We start from the raw sequence: 19,590 nt of genomic DNA on the forward strand, positions 1-19,590 counted from the left end.
GAAATTTGGCTATACTTGTTACTGGTGGAGCGGGCTACATCGGAAGTCATACCTGCGTGGAACTATTAAATGAAGGAAATGAAATCGTAATTGTAGATAATTTTATTAATAGCAAGCCAGAATCTTTGAAGAGAATAAAGAGAATTACAGGGAAAGACTTCAAAGTTTATTATATTGACCTACTAGACGAGAAAGCGGTCGAAAAAGTATTTGTTGAAAACGAAATTGAGGCAGTTATCCACTTCGCGGGTCTAAAAGCAGTTGGAGAATCAGTAAATGTTCCACTCTCGTACTATCACAACAATATCACGAGCACAGTGATTCTGTGTAAAGTGATGGAGAAATACGGTGTTAAGAAACTCGTTTTTAGCTCATCTGCTACTGTTTATGGTATTCCTGAAAGCGTACCAATCAAGGAAGATGCTAGTTTGTGGGCAATGAATCCTTATGGTCGAACCAAGCTTATGATCGAAGAGATTCTAAGAGACTTATATGAATCTGATAAAAGCTGGAGTATCGCTTTATTAAGATACTTTAATCCAATTGGATCACACGAAAGTGGGTTAATTGGAGAGGATCCTAATGGGATTCCGAATAACTTAATGCCTTTTATAACTCAAGTGGCAGTTGGTAAATTAAGTGAGTTGAAAGTCTTTGGAAACAGTTATCCAACAAAAGATGGAACTGGGGTAAGAGATTATATCCATGTTGTTGACCTGGCGAAAGGCCATTTAAAAGCAGTGGATAAAGTGAAGAAAACAAAAGGGATCGATGCATACAATCTTGGAACAGGGAAAGGTTACAGTGTTCTTGAAGTGATTTATGCATTTGAAAATGCTTCTAAAGTTAACGTCCCTTATAGAATTACGGAATCAAGACCAGGTGATGTGTCAACATGCTTTGCGGACCCGACCAAAGCAAAAAGTGAACTTAACTGGGTAGCGGAAAAAGGAATAGAAGACATGTGTATAGACGCCTGGAGATGGCAACAAAATCATCCAAATGGGTATGAAGGAAATCCTCACTCTACAGAGAAAAGTGAGGATTTATTAATTCGAGAAAAAATTGAAGAATCTATAAAGTGAGGAAAAAACAATGGGAATGCAGCAACAAAAGTTTAAGGAATTGTTAGTGGAAGTTTATTCAAAAGGACAGGAATCAGATATTCAAGTTAGTGACATGATGATGGAGATTCAACAAAGACTGAATGAACTTTTAGAATCTAAAAAGCAGATTCTTTCCTAGGGAGTAGGAAACGTGAAAAGATGTCTTGATCTCATTTGTGGAGTAATGTTATTTATTTTACTTTTACCATTCATGCTGGTTGTTGCCCTCTTAGTAAGAATAAAGCTGGGGTCACCTATTCTTTTTAAGCAACAACGCCCTGGATTACAGGGTAAACCATTTTATCTCTATAAGTTTCGAACAATGACTGATGCAAAAGACAGCATGGGAAATTTGTTTTCTGACCGCATGCGCCTAACTCCTTTTGGAGCGACATTGAGAAGGTATAGCCTGGATGAATTACCGCAGTTACTTAATGTAATTAAAGGAGACATAAGCCTGGTAGGTCCAAGGCCCTTATTAATGGAATATTTACCGTTATACACAGAAGAACAGGTAAAACGCCATTTAGTTCGTCCAGGTATAACAGGTTGGGCCCAAGTAAATGGGAGGAATGCAATTAGTTGGGAAGATAAGTTTAAGCTTGATGTTTGGTACGTAAACAACCGGTCGTTGTGGCTGGACCTAAAAATATTATTGATTACCATTAAAAAGGTAATTAAAACCGAGGGGATTACCCAAAGAGGAGTTGCAACGGTAGAACCCTTTAAGGGAACAAAATCAGTTGAAGGAGGACATGGATGAAACTAGCAGTTGTTGGAGCGGGAGGACATAGTAAAGTCATTCTGGATTTGATTCGGTTAAATGAAAACAATCAAATTATAGCCTTTTTAGATGATAGATACACAAGTCTAACTTTTAAAGAGGCTATTTATAGGGGTCCAATCGATTCGGCAAACCAGCTTCTACGAATTCATCCAGATATAAAGTTTATTATCGCCATTGGGAGTAACATGATTCGAAAGGATATTGTTAATAGATTAAGTATCCAAGATGAATGTTATGCAACACTCATTCATCCGACAGCATGGATTAGTCCTAGTGTAACTATTGGTGTGGGGACAGTCGTTATGCCTCAAGCAGTGATAAATGCTGATTCGTATATAGGTAAACATACAATTATAAATACAGCTGCAATCATTGAGCACGATAACTATATTTCAAATTATGTTCATATATCTCCACATGCTACCTTAACTGGTGCAGTAAAAGTTGAAGAGGGCGTCCATATTGGTGCTGGAGCTTCAGTAATCCCCAACATAGAAATTGGGGAGTGGTCCACCATCGGTGCTGGTGCAACAGTGATTAAATCAATACCTCCATCTAGTACAGCTGTTGGTGTCCCTGCAAAAGTAATAAAACTACAACTGATAGAGGGTGTATAAATGATTCCTACAGTAAAGAAAAGTCGAGTTTTCCTATCACCTCCTCATCTCTCAGGAAATGAAGCGAAGTATATTCAGGAGGCAATAGATACGAACTGGATTGCCCCTTTAGGACCAAATGTGGATGCATTTGAAAAAGAATTAGCCGAATACGTCGGGGCCAATGGAGCAGTAGCTGTAAGTTCGGGAACAGCTGCGATACACTTGGCTCTTTCTTTATTAGAAGTAGGTAAAGGGGATACAGTATTTTGCTCTTCCCTAACCTTCGTGGCAAGTGCAAATCCTATTCTTTACCAAGGCGCTGAGCCAGTTTTCATTGATTCAGAGCCGGATACTTGGAATATGTCACCAAAGGCACTTGAGAGGGCATTTAGGGATGCGAAACTCGAGGGAAGGCTACCTAAGGCAGTTATTGTTGTAAATCTTTATGGTCAAAGTGCCAAGATGGATGAACTAGTAGCTATTTGTAATCAACATGATGTACCTATTATTGAGGATGCAGCAGAATCATTAGGAGCCACTTACAGAGGAAAACCTAGTGGTACGTTTGGAGATTTCGGGATTTATTCTTTTAATGGCAATAAAATCATCACCACTTCGGGCGGGGGAATGTTGGTTTCGGACGATCTAGAAGCCTTGCAACGAGCTCGATTTTTAGCAACGCAAGCTCGTGATTTAGCGCCACATTACCAGCATAGTACTATGGGGTTTAACTATCGGATGAGCAATGTTTTGGCAGGTATTGGTAGAGGTCAATTAGAGGTCTTGGAGGAAAGAGTACAGGCTAGAAGAAGAGTATTTTCTAACTACCAACAAGAGCTAGGGCAACTACCAGGTATTTACTTTATGCCTGAATTAATGGATACCATGTCCAATCGTTGGTTGACAGCAATAACAATAGACGAAAGAGAAGCAGGAGTTTCTGTAAAAGAAATCTTAGAAATAATGACAATGGAGAATATTGAAGCAAGGCCTGTCTGGAAACCGCTTCATATGCAGCCTTTATTTAAAGGGGTAAAATATTATTCTCATTTTGAAACATATAGTGTTTCAGAAAAATTGTTCGAGACAGGAATCTGTCTTCCTTCTGGATCAAGTATGACAAGTGATGAACTTGAAAGAGTAGTTGAATGTATCAAATCCGTTAACCTTGGATGTGATAAAGTTCAACAATACGGATAAACGGGGTATAACTAATGATTGGAAAAAATATATACGAAATACGTAAAAGAAGAGGCCTTACCTTAACAGAACTTGCAGATCGAGCTGGAATAGCCAAATCATACCTTAGCAATATTGAAAGAAATCTAAACCAAAATCCCTCAATAAATGTCATTGAAAAAATTGCTTCTGTGTTAGAAGTAGATTTAAAGGAATTGCTGGGATCAGGTAATGATGTAAAGGAACCCCAATTAGACAGGGAATGGGTCGACTTCGTTAGAGAATTAAGAGACTCAGGTGTGGAAAAGGACCAAATACAAGAATATAAAATGTTACTTGATTTTATTAAGTGGCAAAACTTACAGGAATCAAAAAATAAATAGTAAATGAAATAAAGTAGGCGGTAGGATGAAGGAGAAAGTAAGTGTAATTGTTCCAATATATAAGGTCGAGAAATATATTCATAGATGTATAAATAGCATTTTAAAACAATCTTATGAAGACTTAGAGGTCATTCTTGTTAATGATGGTTCCCCTGACAATTGTGGCGAGATTATTAATGAGTATGAAAAGAAAGATAGTAGAGTTATTACTATTCATAAAGAAAATGGTGGTTTGTCTGATGCAAGAAACGCAGGAATGGAGATTGTTAGTGGTGAGTATGTCATTTTTGTAGACAGCGATGACTGGATAGAAAAAGATTTTATTCAAAGGTTAGTTACTACAAGTAAATCAAAACAGTCAGATATAGTACAGACATCATTTTACTACGCTTATGATGACTATTTGCTTTATGACAATCGATTCTATAATAGTGATAGTGAGATTATTTCCTTTTCCAATAGTGAGTTAATGAGAGAGTTAGTTAAAAATGATATTGTGAAGAATTTTGCTTGGGGAAAACTTTATAAAACTAAACTAGTCCGAGATCTTCCGTTTAAAAAAGGCGTTCTCTTTGAAGATGTCTTTTGGGCACATAAGGTAATGCAACGAGTAGAGAGATATGTGATTTTACATGAACCAATGTATTATTACTTTCAGAGAAACGATAGTATTGTTGCAAAGTATACGATTAGGAATTTAGATATTCTTGAGGGACTAAAAGAAAGACATGAATTTATTGAAAAACATTATCCCTATTTACTTCATGAATCTCTCGTAACAATTTTTAAAGCAAGCTTAACTCATTACCATCTTATATTAGTGAACAGAGAGTTAGATAGAGATGGTAAACATAAAAAACAAATAGAGACGTATATAAGGAATAAGCATCCGTTTTTATTAAAAGCTCTAAAAGGGGATAAAATGCTAAATCTTCAGCTAAGGTTATTCTTAATTAAACCTTATTTAACTCTAATCCCATTGGCAGTAATGAAAGCATTAAGGATGTTAAAGTTTGTTCCTAAGTCTAAAGAGTTAGTGAAAATGATTATAAAGCCGAGGGAGATAATAAAGGGTGGTTAGCATGACTGAAAATTTTAAAAAATATATTACCTTGGTACTTATCAATTTATTTAATTTATTCCCTATAAAAAAAAATAAGATATTCCTATTTAGTTATTATGGAAGCCAGTATGGTTGTAATCCAAAATACATAACTGAGTACGCCACGAAGAGTGACTTCAAGAGGGAATTTGATATAGTTTGGGCTTTTAATAATCCAAGTAGTGTCAATATTACAGGTGTTAGAAAAGTAAAGACTATGAGTTTGCGATATTTTTACGAATTGTGCACTTCAAAAATAATTATTACTAATTTTCGCACAACCGAACACTTTGTAAAAAGGAAGAATCAATATTATATACAAACCTGGCACAGTTCCCTTAGATTAAAGCAAATTGAAAAGGATGCAGAAGAGTCCTTACCCAAAAACTACGTAAAAATGGCAAAAATAGATTCATTGAAATGTGACCTACTTTTATCTGGTTGTGATTCAAGTACCGAAATTTTTAAAAAAGCCTTTTGGTATGGTGGAGAGATATTTGAGATTGGTACACCTAGAAATGATATTCTTTTTCATCACGATTCAGAGCGAAGCAAAAAGATTAGAGAAAGTTTAAATATATCCGACGATATTCAAGTAGTCTTGTATGCTCCAACCTTTAGAAAGCAAAATGATTTATCAGTATACGACATTGATTACAAGCAATTAATAAAATCATTGGAAGAAAAGTTTGGATCAGCGTGGATATGTTTAGTAAAACTACACCCACATTTAATAGCAAAATCCAGTCAATTGCTTCTCGAAGATAAAGTACTGGATGTAACAAGTTATGACGATATTCAAGAGTTGTTAAGTATTTCTGATCTACTAATAACTGATTACTCTTCATTAATGTTTGACTTTGCTGTTACAAATAGACCTTGTTTCTTATATGTACCTGATATTATTGACTACACCCAACAGGACAGAAAATTATATTTTGACATTTTGGAACTGCCATTTAAAGCAGCTACTACTAATTTTGAACTTAGTGTTATTATTCAAGAATTTAATAATGAAAATTATACGGAGTCGGTTAATAATTTCCTTCAAAGTGTTGGTTCTTTTGAAACAGGGAAAGCTAATGCACTGTTATGGGAAAGAATATATCAAGTTTGTTTTGAGAAAGAATGGAGGAAAGCTGATGAAACAATTCAAAGTAGGATATACAACCGGAGTGTTTGATTTATTTCATGTTGGACACTTAAATATATTAAAAAGAGCAAAGGAACAATGTGAGTTTTTAATTGTTGGAGTAAGTACAGATGAATTGGTTCAAATGTACAAAAACAAACTACCGGTCATTCCACATTGTGAGAGAATGCAAATTGTAGAGGGAATAAAATATGTAGATTTAGTAGTCCCACAAACACATAGGAATAAGTTTGAGACATGGGAGAAATTAAAATTTAATGCAATGTTTGTTGGGGATGACTGGAAAGGTGATCCTCTTTTTAATGATATGGAAAAGAAGTTTAAGCAAGTAGGAGTAGAAATTGTATACTTTCCGTATACGTTAGGGGTATCGTCTACAAGCTTAAAAGAAAAAATTAAACCAAAAGAAAAGGTTATATGAGCTAAATAATTAGCAAGGTAACAATATAACGGGATAAAAAAATTATAAGTGAAGTGAAAAAAATGAAAAAAATTTTATTTGTTATTGACTCGTTAGATTGTGCAGGGGCCGAAAAAAGCCTAGTGACATTATTATCCCTATTGGATTATTCAAAGTACAGAGTAGATCTTATACTATTTGGTCATGGGGGAACTTTAGAACAACTAGTTCCTAAGGAAGTTAATATACTACCACAATTTAAATACTCTAAGTACACAAATTTAAATCTTAATGATGCAGTAAAACATACGTTCAAGAAATTAGAATTTAGATGCTTAGCTGCTAGGCTGAGATACTCGGCTACTATAAGAATAAAGAAGTACTCAAATCCACAAAAAGCCAGAGTTTTTTGGCAAAGCGTTGCGAGTGTAATTGAAGAAAATCCTGTAGAATATGATATAGCGATAAGTTACGCCCAAGGAATTCCGACTTTTTTTGTTATTGATAAGGTAAAGGCTAAGAAAAAGTTTGCCTGGGTAAATGTAAGCTACAGGCTTTATGGAGTAGATAAGTTATATCAAAAAAAATACTACGAGCATTTTGATAAAGTTGTTTCCGTTTCGGATTCTACCAAGGATATTTTATTAGAGACATTCCCTGAGATAGCAAATAAAGTAGAAGTAATTTATGATATTAATAATCCAGAATTTATACAAAACATGGCCAATATCCAGGAAGGTTTTAATGATAATTTTGAAGGAATAAAGATTCTCACCATCGGTAGGCTGGCAAAGCAAAAAGGGTATGATATTGCGCTAGACGCGTGTAGAAGGCTTAAAGAAAAAGGGATCAATTTTAGATGGTATGTACTAGGTAAAGGACCCCTACAAGGGGAAATAGAGCAGAAAATAAAGGAATATGGAATTTCTGAACATTTTATTTTATTAGGGGTTAAACCAAATCCTTACCCATATATCAAAGGGGCTAATATCTATGTCCAAACCTCTAGATACGAAGGATTTGGTTTAGCAATTGCCGAAGCACGTATGTTAAATGTACCAGTGGTTACGACAAAGTTTGATGCAGTTTTTAATCAGATGGTGCACGAAAAAAACGGTTTAGTAGTAGAAATGAACAGTAGTGCTGTAACTGATGGGATAATCCGTTTAGTTGAAGAAGAGGAACTAAGAAACAGTATAACTAAGTACCTTCAAAGAGAGAAAAAAGGTAATGTAGAAGAAATTGAAAAGTTTTATAATCTAATAGGATAAGAAAGAAAGTGATAGGATTTGAAAAAGAGTATTCTGTTTATGCTTATAAATATGAACATAGGTGGAACGGAAAAAGCATTACTAAATATGATTAATGAAATGTCGAGTGACCAATATGATGTAACTATTCTGATGCTAGAAAAAAAGGGTGGCTTTTTAAAGGATATACCAAGCCATGTAAAGGTAGAAGAACTCTATGAATATAAAAGATTAAAGAAGTTTTTAAACGAACCTCTACATTTATCAATAGGTAGACTAATTAAAGAAGGGAAATATATTTGTGGATTAATACTAGGTTTTATCTACCTAATTAGTAAAATAAACCGAGAATACAGTTTGCTTTATAAATACTTAGTTAGAGATGTAGAAATGATAAATAATGAATATGACATTGCTATAGCTTATGCAGGTCCAATGGACTTCATAAGCTATTTTGTTGTCAATAGAATTCGAGCAAAAAAGAAATTTCAGTGGATCCACTTTGATGTAACAAAAATAGGGTTTAATACTAGATTTGCTAAAAAATATTACAAGAAGTTTGATAAGATTTTTGTAGTTTCAGAAGAGGCAAAAATAAAACTTCATAGTAAATTACCTTCTTTAAAAGGTTTTACACAGAAATTTACTAATATTGTTTCCACAAAAGTGGTTCAAGAGAAGGCTAAAGAAAAAAATGAAATTTTGGAATCGAATAATGGTGAAATCAAAGTTTTAACTGTTGGGAGACTTTCTAAAGAAAAGGGTCAAGATTTAGCAATAAGAGTCTTAGCAAGATTAAAAAACGAAGGTTATAAAATTAAGTGGTTTTGTTTAGGTGAGGGGCCAGGTAGAGAAGATTATGAAAAGTTAATTAAACAATGTGGAATAGAAAGTGATTTTATACTATTGGGATCAAATTCAAATCCCTACCCCTTTATGGAGCAGTGTGATATCTATGTTCAACCCTCTCGTTATGAGGGATATTGTCTAACAATAATGGAAGCTATGTGTCTTAATAAACCAATATTAAGTACTGAAGTTAACGGTGTGAGAGAACAAATAGTTGATAATAAAACAGGAATTATAGTACCAGTAGATGAAAATGAATTATATCTTGGGTTGAAAAAATTGGTAGAAAATAGAGAACTTAGGAGAAGGCTATCAAATAACTTATCTATTGAAAGAGAAACGAATAAAGAAAATACTCAAAAGTACATTAAACAGCTTTCTGAAACACTATAACAGTTATTCACTTAAATACCGTTCAAACTCATTTAAAATTAAATGTACTTTATCTAAGGGGAAAAAACATGAAAAACCAACTAAAGGCTGGGGCTATTCTCTCATATCTAGCGCTATTTATTAATAGTTTCATATCAATAATTTATACTCCTATAATGCTTAAATATTTGGGACAGTCTGAATATGGTTTATACAGTTTGGCAAGTGCTACTGCTGGTTACGTAGGAGTATTAAACTTTGGATTAGGAAATGCCCTCATAAGGTATTCCGCAAAGTACAAAGCATTAAAGGATGAGAAGAATTGCTACAAATTATATGGACTATTTTTAAAGATGTATTTAGTTTTAGGTTTAATAGCATTTGTTTCAGGGATAATTATGGCACTAAATGTTGAAGCATTATTTTCTAACTCTTTAAATAGCAATCAATTAGGTGATTTGAAAATTCTGATTGGCATAATGACAATAAATATTTCAGTTGGAATAGGGTTGGGGATGTTTAGTGTCATTATTTTAGCACATGAAAAATTTATTATACAAAAATTAATCTCAATTTTAAGTTCAATAATGGTTCCAGCGATTATGCTTCCATTGTTATTAATGAATTATGGTTCAATAACCATGGTTGTAGTAACAACAATTATTAATTTTGTTGCAATTATAATAAATATGTATTATTGCTTTTTTAAGTTGAATATAAAAATAACCTTTGATCGGGTGGATAACAGTTTGTTAAAGGAAATAATTATTTTCTCTTTTTACATATTCTTGAATATTGTAATTAGTCAGATATATTGGTCTACGGATCAAGTGATTTTAGGTATATATAGTGGTACTGTCGCTGTCTCTATTTATTCTATTGCTGCTTCTTTCACAGGATATTTCTCTGGATTTTCGGCAGCTATTTCAAATGTTTTCTTATCAAAAGTATCCAGGATGGTAACATTGAATGTGTCTGATAACGAACTTTCTGAACTTTTTATAAGAGTAGGGAGAGTACAATATCTCGTTATCTCTTTTGCATTAAGTGGTTTTATTGTTTTCGGTCAAGAGTTTATTATACTTTGGGTGGGCAAAGATTATAAACAATCATACATAGTTGCACTTATTATTCTAGTACCGATGCTAGTATCACTTATCCAAGGTATGGGGGGAGTTATTCTTCAGGCGAAAAATAAGCAGAAGTTCAAATCAATTATTAATTTTATAGTCGCTTTATTAAATGTAGTAATGAGTGTTTTCTTTGTTCAACTATGGGGTATTCTAGGATGTGCTGTTGCTACAGCAATATCTTTCTTAATGGGAAACATAATAATAATAAATGTTTATTATTGGAGGAGTATAGGTATTGATATCCCGAAATTTTGGGGGAATATAATAATAATGAGCCTCCCACTTACCATAAGCATTATATATGGATTATATATTAATGAAATTGTAATAGCTGATAGTTGGACATTGTTATTAATAAAAATACTGGTTTTTTCAATAGGATATAATGTAATAACCTGGTTAATAAGTATGAACAAATATGAAAAAGAGTTAATTCTTAACCCTATTAAAAAAATTAATAATAGTCTTAAACAAAGGAGGTTTATATACTATAAATCCTAGACCAATGAAAACGATCACCTAAACAAAAAAATAATCACTTGGGCGCATTTATCCAAGTGATTATCCTAAATAAATTAAGGTATAAGTTTATTATCTACAATATTATTAAGTTGAATAGGATTGTTCAGTAACCTTGTTGGTGATTTTATTATTAAATTATCTCTGAAAACTAATGGGATTGTAGAAGCGCTATTAACACTTACGCTAATCATTCCGTTTGAAATGAATGTGTTACTTGAAATATTGAAGGTATTTGCCTTAGCAGTATCACGTAAATCGATCATAATCATTTTGTTGCCATTAGGGTATATAAAAGTGTTATTGGAAAAATTAATATGACCCCAATTACCATTAATAAAGAAGCTTGGATCCAAACTACTCTGATTGTAGAAATGACAGTTATGCACTTTAAACAAATTTATCAATTCAGATGGAGACATGTAGAACAACGGATAAGAGTTCCACTCAAAATGGCAATCATCAAATTCGTATTTGGTGAAAGTTCCTCCAGGGTTCTCTCCAAGGCGTCCACTGTTGATAAATTTACAACCTATATAAACACCTGGAGGTAATCTTAATATTCGATTTTGCTCATGCCTAGTATTATTAAACGTAACGTTATTTAATACCCAATCATGTGCACCGGCTGGAACTAAAGTAAATGCTTCAGTTCCACATCCCTCAAATATAGAATCAGATATAGTTTGTGGCTCTATACTAAAAACTAGTGGTGAACCTTGATTGGTAGAAGCTAATTTAAAGTCATTATCAAAGTAGAATTTTGTGTTACTTACTTGTACAGTGAAGGCTTTACTCTTTTGGAAAATGATAGGAGTATTTTGGAAGTGACAATTTGCTATTAATAACTGGCCTTGTCCAAGAAGTAGCATACGTGATCCATATAAGTGATTATTTGAGAATATCGTTTCTCCTTCAAGGCGTGGGCCACAATTATAAAAATAGTTATTTTCTACAATGGCTTTATTTACGCCAGAATTAATAGTGAAAATACCTAATTGTATTCTATTATTAGTAATATTTAAGTGTTTACCTGCGACAGCGATTATATTGTAGCTTTTATTATCGTATAAATTGTTTCCGTTAATAAATATATACTGATTTAAGTCATATCCATCTTCAATATCAATTGCACCTTGTGGAGCAATTCCACTAATATGATGAATCTCACAGGAATTAATATAGCAATATTTCATTCCACAAATAGCTATCCCTAGTCTTCGGCAGTGGTGAATATTACAATTATCGATGAAAACATATTTAGGGAATTCAGGAGTTCTGATAAGAATAGTATTCCCTGTTGAAGAAGGCACATTTTGTTGGTGTAAAACTACTTTTGCATAACTTGCGCCTGGAGGAACCTCAACTTCATCAAAAAAATGAAGCTCAGTTACAGAAGATAAAAAGGAATTATCATTCTTATAAAATATTACATCATAAACATCTGTGGTAATTTCTTTTCCGACTCCTCCAAAACTATCACCATATAGTCCAAAATAACCTAAATTAGTAATTTGTGGGACCATAGGAATGTTAACTTTTGATCTTATACGGTTAGTTTCTTGTGTCAAAGCACCTGTTGATGTATTTATACCACCTGATTCCATATTACCAGAGAGCTTGGGGAAATTCCCACCGATGCCACCAAAAGAAGTAATGCCAAGAATTCCATCACCAGTAGTGTTATATATTTCTAGATTATTTATTTTTATATTCTCAACACCATATCTTAATTCAATTCCTACCCCGAACTCGTGGGTACCTCCTCCTGCATAATCGTGATTATATCGATCGCCTTCGATTTTTCCGTTTGTGATTTTTGTGTATTTTTGATTATTTGCTAATAGAATTATTGCATATTTTGGTAAGCTATTATTCCTAATCCTTAATGTTGCTCCACCTAGATTAAATGTCATAAAGCTATAAGGTTTTACAGGGTTATTTTCATCAATTAGATATACTCCTCTAGGTAGTATTACTTCGTTATAGCCCTCCAGTTCCGCCCAACTTAAGGCACCATTTATACCTGAAGATGTGGATACAGCATCAGTGCCATCGTTTTTTATGTTCCAACGTGTTAACTCAACTAAATAAGTTGTCATATATATACACCTAACATTTTGGAAGAATTATAAAAAGCTCCATAAAAGTTTTTCATACTATTTCCTCCTTAATTTAATTATTTAATATGAGTATATGAATTAATTACAAATTTGTACGGGCATCTTTAGGAGGTAAAATACACATTTGAAGTAATATTCAAATAGTAAACACTATTTCCTTTTATTTTGTTATGGAGGATTTGATTTGTATAAACCAATCATATTAATAACCTTATTTTTTAGCTTGTTTTGTATCTTTGTACAAGAGGAACATTTAAAACAAAAAAAATATTCCTCCTATGAACTAGAACTAGAACGTTGGAACATATATAACGATGGAACACATCCAACAGAAACAACTAGAGGTTTTAATGAAGCAATAAAGTGGGCAAAAGTTAAGGGGTACACAGAATTTATTGTTCCGGATGGAAAATACCTTGTTGCAAAAGGTGATAAAGAAAATGACACTGAATCTAGAATAAATCTACAAAGTAATTTGAATTTAATTCTTAGTAAGAATGCAATATTTCAAAAAGAAACCAATGGGTTTGAAATTTATTCAATACTTTATCTTGGACCTGATGTAAGTAATGTAACAATAAAAGGTGGTACTTTTAAAGGGGATCGTGAAACCCATGATTATTCAAAAAAGAGTGAATTTACTAGTGGAACACATGAATGGGGATATGGGATTCATATAGCTGGATCAGAAAATATAATGATAGAAAATGTAAAACTAGAAGGATTTACTGGTGACGGTATTATTGTAACCGCAACTACAGTTACAGGATCACAAATTAATGAAGATAGTTTAGAATTAGGAGCTATTGATGAAAAGGGAGAGCCTATTGAAAAAGATGGTAAGATTCGAACTAAGCTTAGAGAAGTTACAAATTTTGATAATGAAGCATATACAAAATATCGTAACATATATTTCTAGTTACCTGAAGGGATAGACTCAAGTAGTAAAGTAGATGTTTTTTACTATCGAAAAGACAGGAGCTTTATTAAATTTGATAGACATTTAAAATTTTACACCGGGGAATCAACAATTCCGAAGGACGCCGATTATTTCCGTGCTGTTTTTAGTGCCCCTTCTCCATTAGGAGTTAAAGTTAGTCGGATGACAGTGGATACATCTAAAAATATTACCATCAAAAATTGTGACATTGGGTATAACCGACGCCAGGGTATTAGTTTAGTTGGATCAGAAAATGTAAGGATATTAAATAACTATATTCACCATACAAATGGGACAGCTCCGCAAAGTGGAATTGATATTGAACCGGGTTATTTTCCAGGTAAAAATACAGTTATCAAGGGGAATACATTCACGAACAATAAAATTCAAATTGTATTAGCTTATGGAGAAAATGTAAAAATTGAAGCTAATACTTTTAATCAATCTGTTGAAGGGAGCGTGGGAGTATATTCACACGAAGGTTTTAAAGGAGATGTTATAATAAGGGGAAATACTTTTAATGGATCAGATTTAACATTGCATTCAAAGAATGCAATTGTTAGTAATAATAGCTTTACTAAGGGGAGAATTTCACTTTATGGTATGGGGATTTCATTTAATAGAGCAAAAATCCAAGATGGAACCCTACATGTAGGGTTTGCTAATAAACAGCTTATTAGCGATGTGAACTTTAATAACAGAGAGGTTGAGGGAGTTGCACTTTACTTAGATAGTAAACCAATTCAACTAAATAATGTAAGTATCAGTTCTGATTCAATAGAAGAGAGTCTTTTATCTGGTGTTGGTAACAATCAAAGTGTACTAGAAAATTTAGTCCTTAAAGATAAGCATAATAAAGGAACACTTTTACCCGCTGGACTCTATAGGAATTGCAATATACAAGTAGGAGTGCTTGAAATTAATAGAGAAGGGAAATATGTACTTGAAAATTGTAAGATAATTAGTAATGATAATCTTCTTAAAGTTAATAGTTTATATGGGAATCCAAATATTCAAGTAATAAATTCAAACTTAGAAATACTAGGGGATATAGGATACGGTGCAGCAGTTTATATCCAAGGAGCAGAAAAATGGGAGCTTAAAAATAGTAAAGTTTCTGCTCTAAATAATAAAGAGAATAAACCATTAATCAAAATTGGGACATATGAATTTTCAAAGCCAACAAATGTGTCAGTGGTTAGCATAGTTGGTAATCAGCTAATTACTAAAAAAACAATAACTGGTATTGATACATTAAACGTTAAAGAGAATACAGCTGAATATGAGATTGCAGATAATCATCTTATTAACGCACTGTTAAAACTACGGTCAACTGATATAAACACAAATAATATAGTTGAGCAAAGGTAGTGCTTATTAAGAAGTTCAGTGTGATGCCTTAAAGATGTTACTCATTGATTATCGTACTATTTTAGAGAAAGGAAGGTATTATGGAGATCACAAAAAAAGATATGAATATAACAAAAGGAGTAGCTATCTTAATGATGTTACTCCTTCATTTATTTTGTAGAAAGGAATATGAAGGTCTATATGAACCATTAATTTATATTGGAAATGAACCATTAATATATTATCTTGCATTATTCGGGGATGCATGCGTTCCAATATATTGCTTTGCTAGTGGATATGGGCTTTATTTTAGTTACACACAAAAAAATCCTACCTATAAAAACTCAAATAGGAGTAGACTTTCTAAGCTTATTTTAAACTACTGGATAATTCTAATATTATTTGTTGGTCTGGGCAACGTAATTAGGCCCAACATTTATCCAGGTTCATTTATTGAATTTATTAATAATATGTTACTACTATCAAATTCATATAATGGTGCTTGGTGGTTTTTACAAACTTATGTACTTTTGGTTCTTTTATCTCCATATATACTAAAAATGGTAAAGAAAACTAACTCCAAGTTAATTTTCTTTCTAGCTCTAAGTGTTTATTTTGTCTCTTATGTATTCAGAATAAAACAAATTATTGACTTAGGAGACAATCAAATATTAATTTTCCTATTCAATACAATTGTGTTGATTGGTACATCATTATTTCCATTTATTATTGGCTCTTTATTTTTAAAGGAGAATATTTACGCATTCTTTAGTGAACGAATGAGGAAAATAAAATTCAAGAATTTAACATGTTCCATTGGAATATTAATATTAATCGTATTCCACGGATTTATAGAATCGATGTTTGTTGCACCTTTTACAGCAATTACTTTCATTTGTTTTTTTAATGCTATAGACAAAAGCCTTCTTATTAAAAATACCTTAAATTTTTTTGGGAATCACTCAACAAATATTTGGTTAACACATATGTTTTTTTACATGACTATCTTTCCAACCCTGACATTCGCGCCTAAATATCCTATATTGATTTTCCTGTGGCTAATAATTCTTTGTTTATGTTCTTCGTTTTTAATAAATTTAGTTTTTAAGCCGATTAGTAAATATATTGATAACGATATTATTAATCAAAAGACTAAAATTTCTGTCTAGTCAATTGAAACAGGTATTAAATAATTGTATATAATATAGGGTGGGAAGCAGTGAAAATAATGAAATTGATAGGGTGAACTATCTTTCTATTGTTCATTAATGCTCATTTAGTAAGGAGCCTACAATTTAACTATTGAATAGATGGAGTATAATTACATTTAAACAAAATAGAAGTGAGGAATGAGCATGAAACTAGCATTCATCTCCGACATCCACGGCAGCGCCATTGCACTGGATGCGGTACTACAAGATATACAAAAGAATAATGTAGATAAAGTCTTTGTCCTAGGTGATATCTGCTACCGCGGACCTGAACCACAGCGTGCGTTAGATCTAGTTCGAGCACTCGATTGTAATGTAATCAAAGGTAATGCTGACGAATGGGTAGTACGTGGTGTTCAGCAGGGTGAGGTCCCTGATCATGTCCTCGAACTAATGAACAAAGAAAGAGATTGGATTGTCTCCCAACTATCTGATGAAAGTATCGATTATTTAAGAAAATTACCAACTCAGTTGAACCTTGAGGTTGAAGGAATACGAATCCAAGCTTTCCATGCTACTCCGGACAGTCTGTTCGAAGTAGTTCCCCCATCAGCAAGTGACGAAACCATCCTAGAAAAGTTGGTTACTATGGAAGCAGATTTATATATCTACGCTCATATTCACAAGCCATACATACGTTTTATCAACGGAAAATGTATAGTAAACATTGGAAGTGTAGGGCTTCCATTTGACGGGGTAAATAAGGCTTCTTACTCTATTATTGAAATTAATGAGGGGAGTATTCAAACCTCAAACGTCCGAGTGAGCTATGATGTCCATAAGGTAGTAGAGCAGTACAAGAACGTAGAGTACCCAAATGCAGAAATGATGAGTAATGTTGTTTTGCAAGGAAAACTGTGATGGGATGCTAATAAACGGAGGTACAAAATGATTTTTATAAGATTGCTCCTACTTGTTATCCCCATCGTGTATATGGCACTGATTTGGATTCAAACTAGCAACTTCGATCCTGAATCTGTCTATATGCTTTCCACTCAAATAGACATGAACATACTATTGCTTATAGGTGCTGGGCTAGAGTTAGCCCATCTCTTTGAATTTGGTCTTTTATATTTATTTTTAGTGATGGCTTTCCTCATATTTGGAAAGCTGTCACATAAAAAAGAACTATTTGCCGTTGTTATAGCATTCGGCTATGGAGTAGTTGATGAACTACATCAATACTATATTCCCTTTCGTTCTTTCTCTCTAGTTGATTTAATGAAAAATGGTATAGGGGTTTGGGCATTATGGTACTTTACGCGAAAGAAATATCATAGAAGCCAATCTAGATTTGGTAACCTATTGAAAAGAATTACTCGTGCCCAAGAAAACGATCATAATATAAAGCTGTGATGGTGAGGATGATTAAAGAATAGCGAAAAGTGTCGAATGAATGTTCTTTAAAAAGAACTAACGAAGAGATAAAATAAACCGTAGTATCCAATGTTTTTATATGATAAGAAGTGCATTTTCAATATAGATTTGTATGAATACATCTTGGATGTTCTGTATTAAGAAAAACTTGAGCGGTAAAAAATTTGGGAATCAAGGATTAACAATTTGATCTTATTTTTCTAAGGGTTGATGATATGAACAAAAGCTGTGTATTAATTGCTGAACATTACACTTTCTTGAAATGGGATTCCAATTGGATAGGGAGATATATAGAAAAATATTTTAATAATGCCATTATATCTTCAAATAGGTTTGATATGAAGATTAGTATCCATGACAACTACGGAAAGCCTTTTGTGGATTACGAAGTCGATATTTCAAAATCCTCAAAATACATCACTTTTCGTAGAGCGGATTATTTAATAGAAGCAACATTAGATTATAAAGAAGTGACCATTTATGTTCACGATGAATTAGCTCTGAAACATGCATTTATGAACGTATATAGTTCCTACATTGTGTACCATAACTGGGGAATATTAATTCATTCTTCATGTGTATTGGATAATAAGAAGGCGCACATTTTTACTGGACATTCAGGTGCAGGTAAGTCGACAGTAGCAAAGCTTTCTAGCCCTAGGAGGCTGCTCTCCGATGAGGCAAGTATAGTTAAGATTACAAATGAGGGCATTAAGGTGTTCAACTCCCCTTTTCGAAGTGAGTTAGAAGCATCAGGAAAAGAACGCCCTGCTTCTCTAGCTACTATTCAACTATTACATCAAGCAACGCATAATAGTAGAGAAGTAATGGCAAAATCAGATGCGTATCTTGAATTAGTCAATAAGATTTTTTATTGGTCCCATTCTAAAGAAGAGACTAAGCAAGTATTAAATCTATTAAAAGTGCTAGTTGAACAAGTTCCAGTTTACGAGTTACATTTCCAAAAGAATAATACGTTTTGGGAGTTGATTTCTTAATGAAACAATATATAAAAAAGAGTGCATATGATTGTACCCAATTAGATAATGACTGGATTATTTTAAATACGGACAATTTTACCGTTACGAAAGTGAATGAAGTGGGTGGATACTGCTGGACTCTTTTAGAATCAAAGCAAACGGCTGAAACAATTAGGCAGGCTGTTCAAGAAGAGTATTCGAGTGTCGAGGATATTACTACAGAAGATATCGAGCGGTTTTTGGATGAATTGTTGCAATATGGGCTGTTAACCCATGAGGTTTGATAGTGATACGGTTTCTTTATTGCAGAAAACTATTCAAAAAGATGGGTGGTTAGATCTTCCAAGTCAAGGTTATAGTATGTACCCGACCATTCAAAATGGTGATCTCTGTCGCTTTGTTCCTTGTAGTGGGAATCAATTGAAGAAGGGGGATGTCATTTTATTCTGGTCTGAAACAGGTCAATTGATTGCCCATCGCTTCTACTATAGTAAGGTTAGAGACGGAAAACTACAATACTTCTGCAAAGGTGATACAAATATAGGTTTTGATCAGCCAATCGAATATGAAAATATACTTGGAACACTCAAATATATTGATAAAGGAAACCGTAAAGTTTTTCCAAACCAACTAAGAATCCATCTCTGGGGAAGGTTGATTATGAATCACCCCATTTTAACTGACTTTTTAAGAAGATATCTAAATAGAAAAAGTGTTTTTTTATGACGAACTTCCACACACTTAGTCGCACAAAGTTCAAACCAATAGTTGAGCTAT

Annotated in this window: 21 protein-coding genes; 20 read left to right on the forward strand and 1 reads right to left on the reverse strand. The window is 33.2% G+C overall.

Going from position 1 to position 19,590, the window contains the following annotated elements; genetic code table 11:
• Positions 1-5 precede the first annotated feature (5 nt).
• From galE to ACRX5O_RS09630, 12 genes are all read left to right on the forward strand, one after another.
• Entirely contained in the window at positions 6-1,085 is a 1,080-nt protein-coding gene (gene galE, locus ACRX5O_RS09575; protein WP_433905722.1) for a UDP-glucose 4-epimerase GalE, read from the forward strand.
• Between the two features lie 10 nt (positions 1,086-1,095).
• A complete protein-coding gene (locus ACRX5O_RS09580) occupies positions 1,096-1,245 on the forward strand; it encodes a YwzD family small protein (RefSeq protein ID WP_433905723.1) in 150 nt (49 codons plus the stop codon).
• Between the two features lie 12 nt (positions 1,246-1,257).
• Positions 1,258-1,869 carry a sugar transferase gene (locus ACRX5O_RS09585; protein ID WP_433905724.1) on the forward strand — a complete coding sequence of 204 codons (612 nt, stop codon included), beginning with the start codon at positions 1,258-1,260 and terminating at the stop codon, positions 1,867-1,869.
• The gene (locus ACRX5O_RS09590) at positions 1,866-2,510 is read left to right on the forward strand and encodes an acetyltransferase (RefSeq protein ID WP_433905725.1); all 645 of its coding nucleotides are present in this window, start codon (positions 1,866-1,868) and stop codon (positions 2,508-2,510) included. The genes ACRX5O_RS09585 and ACRX5O_RS09590 overlap by 4 nt, the downstream gene beginning before the upstream one ends.
• Positions 2,511-3,692: a DegT/DnrJ/EryC1/StrS family aminotransferase gene (locus tag ACRX5O_RS09595; RefSeq protein ID WP_433905726.1), complete on the forward strand. Its 1,182-nt coding sequence runs from the start codon at positions 2,511-2,513 to the stop codon at positions 3,690-3,692.
• Positions 3,693-3,706: 14 nt separating this feature from the next.
• On the forward strand, positions 3,707-4,054 hold the full coding sequence (locus ACRX5O_RS09600) for a helix-turn-helix domain-containing protein (RefSeq protein ID WP_433905727.1): 348 nt from the start codon (positions 3,707-3,709) through the stop codon (positions 4,052-4,054).
• Positions 4,055-4,079: 25 nt separating this feature from the next.
• Positions 4,080-5,135 (forward strand): glycosyltransferase family 2 protein, encoded by a 1,056-nt coding sequence (locus ACRX5O_RS09605; protein WP_433905728.1) that lies wholly within the window; start codon positions 4,080-4,082, stop codon positions 5,133-5,135.
• A gap of 1 nt (position 5,136) precedes the next feature.
• Positions 5,137-6,339 carry a CDP-glycerol glycerophosphotransferase family protein gene (locus tag ACRX5O_RS09610; protein ID WP_433905729.1) on the forward strand — a complete coding sequence of 401 codons (1,203 nt, stop codon included), beginning with the start codon at positions 5,137-5,139 and terminating at the stop codon, positions 6,337-6,339.
• Positions 6,299-6,730 (forward strand): FAD synthase family protein, encoded by a 432-nt coding sequence (locus ACRX5O_RS09615; protein WP_433905730.1) that lies wholly within the window; start codon positions 6,299-6,301, stop codon positions 6,728-6,730. The genes ACRX5O_RS09610 and ACRX5O_RS09615 overlap by 41 nt, the downstream gene beginning before the upstream one ends.
• Positions 6,731-6,792: 62 nt before the next feature.
• On the forward strand, positions 6,793-7,980 hold the full coding sequence (locus ACRX5O_RS09620; protein WP_433905731.1) for a glycosyltransferase: 1,188 nt from the start codon (positions 6,793-6,795) through the stop codon (positions 7,978-7,980).
• A 39-nt stretch (positions 7,981-8,019) separates the two neighbouring features.
• On the forward strand, positions 8,020-9,201 hold the full coding sequence (locus ACRX5O_RS09625; RefSeq protein ID WP_433905732.1) for a glycosyltransferase: 1,182 nt from the start codon (positions 8,020-8,022) through the stop codon (positions 9,199-9,201).
• Positions 9,202-9,269: 68 nt separating this feature from the next.
• Entirely contained in the window at positions 9,270-10,814 is a 1,545-nt protein-coding gene (locus ACRX5O_RS09630; protein ID WP_433905733.1) for an oligosaccharide flippase family protein, read from the forward strand.
• 74 nt (positions 10,815-10,888) lie between these two features.
• Here the strand turns inward: ACRX5O_RS09630 and ACRX5O_RS09635 are convergent, their stop codons facing one another.
• Positions 10,889-12,934: a right-handed parallel beta-helix repeat-containing protein gene (locus tag ACRX5O_RS09635; RefSeq protein WP_433905734.1), complete on the reverse strand. Its 2,046-nt coding sequence runs from the start codon at positions 12,932-12,934 to the stop codon at positions 10,889-10,891.
• 205 nt (positions 12,935-13,139) lie between these two features.
• Here ACRX5O_RS09635 and ACRX5O_RS09640 point away from each other — a divergent pair, with 205 nt between their 5' ends.
• From ACRX5O_RS09640 to ACRX5O_RS09675, 8 genes are all read left to right on the forward strand, one after another.
• Complete coding sequence (locus ACRX5O_RS09640) at positions 13,140-13,874, forward strand: hypothetical protein (RefSeq protein ID WP_433905735.1); 735 nt, start codon at positions 13,140-13,142, stop codon at positions 13,872-13,874.
• 183 nt (positions 13,875-14,057) lie between these two features.
• On the forward strand, positions 14,058-15,266 hold the full coding sequence (locus ACRX5O_RS09645; protein ID WP_433905736.1) for a right-handed parallel beta-helix repeat-containing protein: 1,209 nt from the start codon (positions 14,058-14,060) through the stop codon (positions 15,264-15,266).
• A gap of 80 nt (positions 15,267-15,346) precedes the next feature.
• Positions 15,347-16,414, forward strand: coding sequence for an acyltransferase family protein (locus tag ACRX5O_RS09650; protein ID WP_433905737.1), 1,068 nt, complete (start codon positions 15,347-15,349; stop codon positions 16,412-16,414).
• A gap of 186 nt (positions 16,415-16,600) precedes the next feature.
• Positions 16,601-17,317, forward strand: a complete 717-nt coding sequence (locus tag ACRX5O_RS09655; protein ID WP_433905738.1) for a metallophosphoesterase family protein — start codon at positions 16,601-16,603, stop codon at positions 17,315-17,317.
• A 27-nt stretch (positions 17,318-17,344) separates the two neighbouring features.
• Positions 17,345-17,812 carry a VanZ family protein gene (locus ACRX5O_RS09660; protein WP_433905739.1) on the forward strand — a complete coding sequence of 156 codons (468 nt, stop codon included), beginning with the start codon at positions 17,345-17,347 and terminating at the stop codon, positions 17,810-17,812.
• Between the two features lie 236 nt (positions 17,813-18,048).
• On the forward strand, positions 18,049-18,831 hold the full coding sequence (locus tag ACRX5O_RS09665; RefSeq protein ID WP_433905740.1) for a hypothetical protein: 783 nt from the start codon (positions 18,049-18,051) through the stop codon (positions 18,829-18,831).
• Complete coding sequence (locus ACRX5O_RS09670) at positions 18,831-19,097, forward strand: PqqD family protein (RefSeq protein ID WP_433905741.1); 267 nt, start codon at positions 18,831-18,833, stop codon at positions 19,095-19,097. The genes ACRX5O_RS09665 and ACRX5O_RS09670 overlap by 1 nt, the downstream gene beginning before the upstream one ends.
• The gene (locus ACRX5O_RS09675) at positions 19,087-19,539 is read left to right on the forward strand and encodes a signal peptidase I (RefSeq protein ID WP_433905742.1); all 453 of its coding nucleotides are present in this window, start codon (positions 19,087-19,089) and stop codon (positions 19,537-19,539) included. The genes ACRX5O_RS09670 and ACRX5O_RS09675 overlap by 11 nt, the downstream gene beginning before the upstream one ends.
• Positions 19,540-19,590: the final 51 nt, after the last annotated feature.

It is taken from the genome of Robertmurraya mesotrionivorans (assembly GCF_050971805.1).
In the GTDB taxonomy this organism is placed as follows: domain Bacteria; phylum Bacillota; class Bacilli; order Bacillales; family Cytobacillaceae; genus Robertmurraya_A.

What these genes read in the sequence shown, in the direction of transcription:
- ACRX5O_RS09580 (WP_433905723.1), top strand. Translation starts at nt 1,096, where the DNA reads ATGGGAATGCAGCAACAAAAGTTTAAGGAATTGTTAGTGGAAGTTTAT.
- ACRX5O_RS09590 (WP_433905725.1), top strand. Translation starts at nt 1,866, where the DNA reads ATGAAACTAGCAGTTGTTGGAGCGGGAGGACATAGTAAAGTCATTCTG.
- ACRX5O_RS09595 (WP_433905726.1), top strand. Translation starts at nt 2,511, where the DNA reads ATGATTCCTACAGTAAAGAAAAGTCGAGTTTTCCTATCACCTCCTCAT.
- ACRX5O_RS09600 (WP_433905727.1), top strand. Translation starts at nt 3,707, where the DNA reads ATGATTGGAAAAAATATATACGAAATACGTAAAAGAAGAGGCCTTACC.
- ACRX5O_RS09605 (WP_433905728.1), top strand. Translation starts at nt 4,080, where the DNA reads ATGAAGGAGAAAGTAAGTGTAATTGTTCCAATATATAAGGTCGAGAAA.
- ACRX5O_RS09610 (WP_433905729.1), top strand. Translation starts at nt 5,137, where the DNA reads ATGACTGAAAATTTTAAAAAATATATTACCTTGGTACTTATCAATTTA.
- ACRX5O_RS09615 (WP_433905730.1), top strand. Translation starts at nt 6,299, where the DNA reads ATGAAACAATTCAAAGTAGGATATACAACCGGAGTGTTTGATTTATTT.
- ACRX5O_RS09620 (WP_433905731.1), top strand. Translation starts at nt 6,793, where the DNA reads ATGAAAAAAATTTTATTTGTTATTGACTCGTTAGATTGTGCAGGGGCC.
- ACRX5O_RS09625 (WP_433905732.1), top strand. Translation starts at nt 8,020, where the DNA reads ATGCTTATAAATATGAACATAGGTGGAACGGAAAAAGCATTACTAAAT.
- ACRX5O_RS09630 (WP_433905733.1), top strand. Translation starts at nt 9,270, where the DNA reads ATGAAAAACCAACTAAAGGCTGGGGCTATTCTCTCATATCTAGCGCTA.
- ACRX5O_RS09635 (WP_433905734.1), bottom strand. Translation starts at nt 12,934, where the DNA reads ATGACAACTTATTTAGTTGAGTTAACACGTTGGAACATAAAAAACGAT.
- ACRX5O_RS09645 (WP_433905736.1), top strand. Translation starts at nt 14,058, where the DNA reads ATGACAGTGGATACATCTAAAAATATTACCATCAAAAATTGTGACATT.
- ACRX5O_RS09650 (WP_433905737.1), top strand. Translation starts at nt 15,347, where the DNA reads ATGGAGATCACAAAAAAAGATATGAATATAACAAAAGGAGTAGCTATC.
- ACRX5O_RS09655 (WP_433905738.1), top strand. Translation starts at nt 16,601, where the DNA reads ATGAAACTAGCATTCATCTCCGACATCCACGGCAGCGCCATTGCACTG.
- ACRX5O_RS09660 (WP_433905739.1), top strand. Translation starts at nt 17,345, where the DNA reads ATGATTTTTATAAGATTGCTCCTACTTGTTATCCCCATCGTGTATATG.
- ACRX5O_RS09665 (WP_433905740.1), top strand. Translation starts at nt 18,049, where the DNA reads ATGAACAAAAGCTGTGTATTAATTGCTGAACATTACACTTTCTTGAAA.
- ACRX5O_RS09670 (WP_433905741.1), top strand. Translation starts at nt 18,831, where the DNA reads ATGAAACAATATATAAAAAAGAGTGCATATGATTGTACCCAATTAGAT.
- ACRX5O_RS09675 (WP_433905742.1), top strand. Translation starts at nt 19,087, where the DNA reads ATGAGGTTTGATAGTGATACGGTTTCTTTATTGCAGAAAACTATTCAA.